Below are 6,517 nucleotides of genomic sequence, written 5' to 3'. Positions count from 1 at the left end.
CGCCTTCGGGCCTGATCACCCCGATCATCCGCGATGCGGGCCGCAAGGGCCTCGCACAGATCAGCACCGAGATGAAGGAGCTTGCGGGCAAGGCCAAGGACGGCAAGTTACAGCCGCATGAATTCCAGGGCGGCACCGCCTCGCTCTCCAACCTCGGCATGTTCGGCACCAAGCAGTTCGACGCAGTGATCAACCCGCCGCAGGCGATGATCCTCGCAGTCGGTGCGGGCGAGCAGCGCCCCTGGGTGATCGACGGCGCACTTGGCATCGCCACAGTGATGAGCGCCACCGGCAGTTTCGACCACCGCGCCATCGACGGAGCGGACGGTGCAGCGCTGATGCAGGCGTTCCAGCAGCTGGTCGAGAACCCAATGGGGCTGGTGGTTTAATTGGCCAGCCTGCCGAATCTCGGTCTTTGGGGCGATGGTGATGAAATCTGGGCTATCGAAGCAGCTTTTGAAGCCATCGAGATGGAAGTTCCAGTCGAAGACGCATCGCAATGGCTGACTGTCGGCGACGTTTGGCAATCTGCAATCTTGCGCCGTGATGAATTGGCTCGGTATGATTCAGCTTGGGATGATTTTCGAAAGGCCATTTCCAGCGAAACCATGGTCGAATGGAAACTGGTTGGTCAGCAGACCAAGCTGATTGACGGCAAAGGGCACACTATTCTGACCCGGCTATTCAATAGCGTCTTGAGAAAGATCAAAGCGGATGCCTGACCGCTCCCCCCTCATCCGCGTCACGGCCATGCCGACCGACCTCAACCCCTATGGCGGGGTGTTCGGTGGGTGGCTGATGAGCCAGATGGCGCTGGGCGCAGGTTCCCTCGCGAGCCGGGTGGGGAAGGGCAAGGCAGTGGTCGTCTCGGCCACCGATTTCGCCTTCCCCGGTGCGATGCAGGTAGGGGACGAGCTCTCGGTCTATTGCGAGGTCGCCATCACCGGCAACACGTCGCTCACCATTGCAGCCGAAGCGGTTGGCCGCGAGCGCAACGGCGAGACCGAAACCAAGGTGGCGCAGGGCACCTTCAAATTCGTGCTGCTGGACGAAAATAACCGCCCGCGTGCGGTGTCGGGGCAATGGGTGTGAGCGCTGTCCTACAATCCGCTTGCGACGGTATGCACGTCGATATGGCCCGCACTTCGATCCGCGCAGCAATTTCCATTTCCATCCAATCTCGCGGCCGGAGGATTTTAACTCCAGGACCGTGTTCCATGTGTTCCATCCAGACGGACTGATCGAAGGCTGAATCCAAAATGGCTCCTACATACGACGTCATCGTTCTCGGTTCCGGACCCGGCGGCTATGTCGCGGCGATCCGCTGTGCGCAGCTGGGCCTCAAGACCGCCATCGTCGAACGCGAACTGCTGGGCGGCATCTGCCTCAACTGGGGCTGCATCCCGACCAAGGCGCTGCTGCGCTCGGCCGAGATCCTGCACTATGCCCAGCACGCGAGCGACTATGGTCTCAAGATCGCCGGCAAGATCGAGGCGGACCTTGAAGCGGTGGTAAAGCGCAGCCGTGGCGTGGCCAAGCAGCTCAACCAGGGCGTCACGCACCTGATGAAGAAGAACAAAATCACGGTGCATATGGGCGAAGGCATGCTGACCGGCCCGACTTCCTTGACCGTGCAAGGCGAGAAGGGCGAAGAGAAGCTCACCGCCAAGCACGTGATCGTCGCCACTGGCGCTCGCGCGCGCGACCTGCCGTTCGCCAAGGCCGACGGCAAGCGCGTGTGGACCTATCGCCATGCGATGACCCCGCCCGAGATGCCGAAGAAGCTGCTGGTGATCGGCAGCGGCGCGATCGGGATCGAGTTCGCCAGTTTCTACAACGACATGGGTTGTGAAGTGACGGTGGTCGAGATGCTCGATCGCGTGGTGCCGGTGGAAGACAAGGACGTCTCCGCCTTCCTCGAAAAAAGCCTGACCAAGCAGGGCATGACGATCATGACCGGTGCCGGGGTGGAGGACCTCAAGGTCTCCACGAGTGGTGCGAAGGCGAAGATCAAGGCCAAGGACGGCAAGGTTTCCGAGACCGAGTTCAGCCACTGCATCGTCGCCATCGGCATCGTTCCGAACACCGAGAATATCGGGCTCGAGAAGCTGGTCGATCTCGACCGTGGCTTCATCCAGATCGATCCCTATGGCCGCACCAAGTCGAAGGGGTTGTGGGCGATCGGCGATTGCACGCCCGGACCGTGGCTGGCGCACAAGGCGAGCCATGAAGGTGTCACCACCGCCGAAGCCATCGCCAGGGAATTGGGCAACAAGGACGTCCACCCGCATCCGCTGGACCGCAACAACATCCCCGGTTGCACCTACTGCCACCCGCAGATCGCGAGCGTCGGCATGACCGAGGCCAAGGCGAAGGAAGCGGGCTACGAGGTCAAGGCCGGAACCTTCCCCTTCATCGGCAATGGCAAGGCCATCGCGCTGGGTGAGGCCGAAGGCTTCGTGAAGACCGTGTTCGATGCGAAGACCGGCGAGCTGCTGGGCGCGCATATGGTCGGTGCCGAAGTGACCGAGATGATCCAGGGCTTTGTCGTCGGCAAGACGCTGGAGACGACCGAGGCGGAACTGATGAACACCGTCTTCCCGCATCCGACGATAAGCGAGAGCATGCATGAGAGCGTGCTTGCCGCATACGGGCGCGCGCTGCATATCTGATCCGCGCGCATAACAGGGGGAGGGCGCAGTGACCGATTTCTTGATCCTCGCCTTCCTGATCCTGGTCGCGGGTCTGGTTTCGGTACCGCTGGCGACACGCTTCGGCCTGGGCTCGGTGCTGGGCTATTTGCTCGCCGGAATGGCGATCGCCCCACTGCTGGGCGCGCTCAAGGTCGATGTCGATGCACTGCAGGTCTTCGCCGAATTCGGCGTGGTGATGATGCTGTTCATCGTCGGGCTCGAGCTAGAGCCGAAAAAACTCTGGGCCATGCGCGGTACACTGATCGGGACCGGCGGTGGGCAAGTCCTGCTGACTGTGATGGCCATCACCGGCATATCGCTGCTCAATGGCAATGACTGGCAGACCGCCCTGGCCATCGGCATGGTGTTGGCGCTGTCATCGACCGCGATCATCGTTCAGTCGCTCAACGAGAAAGGATTGCTGAGAAGCACCGGCGGTGAGGCAGCCTTTTCGGTCCTGTTATTCCAGGACGTAGCAGTGATCCCGATCCTGGCCATCTTGCCTCTGCTCGCCCTGCCTGAGCTGGTATCCGCAGTGCCCGCTGGTGAGGTCGCAGAGGCCGCACACGGATCCTCCCTGGACCTCACAGCGCATCTCGCCGCATGGCAGGCGGCGCTGGTCCGCGTCGGCGCGGTGGCGGCCGTGGCCTTTATCGGCAACTATCTGACGCGCCCGATCTTCCGTTATATCGCCGCCGCCAACCTGCGCGAGTTGTTCACCGCGGCCGGCCTGGTGTTCGTGATCGGCATCGCGCTGCTGATGTCACTGGTGGGTCTCTCACCCGCGCTTGGCACCTTCATCGCCGGGGTGGTGCTGGCCAACAGCGAATATCGCCACGAGCTCGAAAGCGACATCGATCCGTTTAAGGGCCTGCTGCTCGGCCTGTTCTTCATCACCGTGGGTGCAGGGATCGATTTCGTCCTGGCATTCGACCGTTGGCGTGAAGTCGTATTCTGGGCCGCGCTGACAATTGCTGTAAAGATCGCCGTACTCTTGCTGGTCGGTCGACTGTCTGGGCTCCGCCGCGAGTCCCTGTGGCTATTCGCACTGGCCCTGCCGCAGGCAGGCGAATTCGCCTTCGTCTTGATCTCCTTCGCGCTCGGCAATGCCATTTTTTCGCAGGATCTGGCCGATCTTTTGCTGCTGATCGTAGCGCTGACCATGCTGGTCACGCCGTTGCTGTTCATCCTCTACGACAAGGTCATTGCGCACGCCTATTGCGGGGATGCTGATGAGCGCGAGCCTGACACCATCGAGGAGGAGAACCCGATCATTATCGCGGGGCGCGGTCGGGTCGGCGGGATTATCGATCGCATGCTCAATGCCGCGGGACACCAGGCGACCGTGATCGATTACGACAGCGAACATATCGAGCAGTTGAAGAAGTTCGGAGTGAAGAGCTTCTTTGGCGATGCGACGCGGCCCGACCTGCTCGCAAGCGCTGGAATCGACCGGGCCAAGATGCTGATCGTAGCGCTCGACGAGCGTGAGCAGATCGACAAGCTGGTACGCTACGCCTGCGGCAACTTCCCCAATCTTCACGTGATCGCGCGCGCCAAGGATCGTGACCATGTCTACCACCTGTGGGCGATGGGTTGCCGCGATATCGTGCGCGAGACATACGATAGCGCCCTGCGCATGGGCCGCTCGGCCTATGAAGCGCTTGGCATCGACCATCAGACCGCCATCGCCCTTTCCGACACCTGGGAAGAAATGGACCGTACGTCGATGCGTGAGGTGGCTGACCTCTATCGCCTCGACATTCCATCGTGGGAGAACGAGCCCTTGCTTGCGAAGATTCGTGAATTGCGCGCCGAATGGGATCCAAAGCTGCGTCAGTCGATGGACGATATCATAGCTCGAGGGAGCTGACCCGATGGCAAAGGGCACGCATCAATACATCCCAGACGCGCGCAACGATAACGTGATCATCGATATCAATGGCGAACATTTCCCTCGCGCCGACGCAAAGATCAGCGTGTTCGACAGTGGGTTCATGCTCGGCGACGGAGTGTGGGAGGGGATCCGCCTGCATCACGGGCGGTTGGCCTTTCTCGACCGGCATCTGGACCGCCTCTATCGGGGCGCGAAAGCGATCCTCATGGATATCGGCATTGCGCGCGAAGAGCTTGAACGCCGCCTTTATGCTGTACTGGATGCCAACGAAATGGTCGGCGATGGCGTGCATATCCGCTTGATGGTGACGCGTGGTATCCGGTCGACCCCGTACCAGGACCCCAGAGTGGTGATCTCGCCTGCCACTATCGTCATCATCCCCGAATGGAAGGAACCGGCGCCGGAAACGGCCACGCGGATGCTTTCACTGGCAACGGTGCATGTCCGGCGCGGCTATCCCGACGTCCAGGATCCGATGCTCAATTCGCATTCCAAGCTCAACTGCATTACCGCCTGCATCCAGGCTGCGCAGGCTGGCGCGGACGAGGGTCTCATGCTCGATCCCCACGGCTTCGTCGCAACCTGCAACTCGACCCATTTCTTCATCGTCAAGGACGGCGAAGTGTGGACCTCCAGCGGCGATTACTGCCTCGATGGGATCACCCGCGGGGTGGTGATCGAGATCGCCCGAGGGGCTGGCATTACGGTTCGTGAACGCAATTTCTCGCTGACCCATGTCTATGGTGCGGATGAGGCCTTCACCACAGGAACATTTGCCGGTGTGGCACCGGTCGGTGCAGTCGACGGGCGAGTGCTGGGTAGCGAACGTGGCCCGATGGTCGAACGATTGCAGCAACTCTATCTTGCGCGCCTCGCACAGGATGTCGGGGAGAGGTCGCGTCCATGACGATCCACATTGCGATGTGGTCGGGCCCTCGTAATCTTTCGACCGCGATGATGCGCAGTTTCTCCAGCAGGGCGGACACCTTCGTCAGCGATGAACCGTTTTACGGAGCCTATCTCAAGGAAACACGGGACCCGCAGCCGATGGCCGAGGATGTTATCGCGGCCATGGACTGCGACTGGCAGCGGGTGGCCAGATCCTTGCGCGGATTACCGCCTGACGGGCGCCCGGTCTGGTATCAAAAGCACATGACGCACCACATGGAAGGCCCGGTCAGCATCTCGGATTTTCCCGAGATGCGCCACGCCTTCCTGATCCGGGACCCGCGCAGAGTCGCGGCAAGCTACGCCAATAAACGGACCGAGATCAGGCCAGAGCACCTGGGCACCGCCAGGCAACGCGACTACTTTCAGCGCGTGGCCGATAGATTGGGCAGGGCCCCTCCCGTCGTCGACAGCGCAGATATCCTTGCCAAGCCTGCGAGGATTCTCAACTCACTGTGCGAGGCATTGGGTCTCGCATGGGATCCCGCCATGCTGGGATGGGAGAAAGGGCCGCATCCTCAGGACGGAATCTGGCAAAGTCATTGGTACGATGCAGTCAACGCGTCGACGGGCTTCGGCGAAGCTCCTGGTCCGCTACCCCATCTGGAGGGTATCTACCGCGACGTGGCCGACGCCTGCATGGCCGATTACGAGTTCCTCAGGCGGCAGGCGATCACGGGGTAGTGCTGGCGGACAGGGTGGACTTAATAAGTCTCAACCTAATGATTTGAAATCATTTTTTGATTACCAAAGCGCCAAAATCGTTCCCACAATTTTGACCACATTTCCAAATTTCCGTCGTTTTCCGACCTTCAATGCCTGCTCTAAACTGCCCTCATTTGTCCAGTAATTTCCGCAGCCCTTCGTCCCTGACTTGGTTAAGGCTTAGGTTCGCACACACGCCTCCGAACTGCGCGCATGGCTCTGCCATGCGCACCTGCCTTCCGGCGAGGATGGGAGGGGGAGGGCAAACCGCAAA

At 60.9% G+C, this 6,517-nt stretch carries 7 protein-coding genes; all 7 read left to right on the top strand.

Annotated elements, in window-relative coordinates; all coding sequences use genetic code 11:
* On the top strand, positions 1 to 389 hold a 389-nt coding region (locus AAFM29_RS16345; RefSeq protein ID WP_341713815.1), incomplete at its 5' end, for a 2-oxo acid dehydrogenase subunit E2.
* A complete protein-coding gene (locus tag AAFM29_RS16340) occupies positions 390 to 722 on the top strand; it encodes a hypothetical protein (protein ID WP_341713814.1) in 333 nt (110 codons plus the stop codon). It begins immediately after the preceding gene.
* Positions 715 to 1,092, top strand: coding sequence for a hotdog domain-containing protein (locus tag AAFM29_RS16335; protein WP_341713813.1), 378 nt, complete (start codon positions 715 to 717; stop codon positions 1,090 to 1,092). The genes AAFM29_RS16340 and AAFM29_RS16335 overlap by 8 nt, the downstream gene beginning before the upstream one ends.
* A gap of 167 nt (positions 1,093 to 1,259) precedes the next feature.
* Positions 1,260 to 2,672 (top strand): dihydrolipoyl dehydrogenase, encoded by a 1,413-nt coding sequence (gene lpdA, locus AAFM29_RS16330; RefSeq protein WP_341713812.1) that lies wholly within the window; start codon positions 1,260 to 1,262, stop codon positions 2,670 to 2,672.
* Between the two features lie 28 nt (positions 2,673 to 2,700).
* Complete coding sequence (locus tag AAFM29_RS16325; protein ID WP_341713811.1) at positions 2,701 to 4,566, top strand: cation:proton antiporter; 1,866 nt, start codon at positions 2,701 to 2,703, stop codon at positions 4,564 to 4,566.
* Between the two features lie 4 nt (positions 4,567 to 4,570).
* Complete coding sequence (locus AAFM29_RS16320; protein ID WP_341713810.1) at positions 4,571 to 5,497, top strand: aminotransferase class IV; 927 nt, start codon at positions 4,571 to 4,573, stop codon at positions 5,495 to 5,497.
* Complete coding sequence (locus AAFM29_RS16315; protein WP_341713809.1) at positions 5,494 to 6,222, top strand: HAD family hydrolase; 729 nt, start codon at positions 5,494 to 5,496, stop codon at positions 6,220 to 6,222. The genes AAFM29_RS16320 and AAFM29_RS16315 overlap by 4 nt, the downstream gene beginning before the upstream one ends.
* The last annotated feature ends 295 nt before the right edge of the window (positions 6,223 to 6,517 follow it).

Origin of the sequence: Erythrobacter sp. (genome assembly GCF_038133525.1) — a bacterium.
GTDB lineage: Bacteria > Pseudomonadota > Alphaproteobacteria > Sphingomonadales > Sphingomonadaceae > Qipengyuania.
This window is presented reverse-complemented; position numbering and strand designations above follow the sequence as displayed.

What these genes read in the sequence shown, in the direction of transcription:
- AAFM29_RS16315 (WP_341713809.1), top strand. Translation starts at nt 5,494, where the DNA reads ATGACGATCCACATTGCGATGTGGTCGGGCCCTCGTAATCTTTCGACC.
- AAFM29_RS16335 (WP_341713813.1), top strand. Translation starts at nt 715, where the DNA reads ATGCCTGACCGCTCCCCCCTCATCCGCGTCACGGCCATGCCGACCGAC.
- lpdA (WP_341713812.1), top strand. Translation starts at nt 1,260, where the DNA reads ATGGCTCCTACATACGACGTCATCGTTCTCGGTTCCGGACCCGGCGGC.
- AAFM29_RS16320 (WP_341713810.1), top strand. Translation starts at nt 4,571, where the DNA reads ATGGCAAAGGGCACGCATCAATACATCCCAGACGCGCGCAACGATAAC.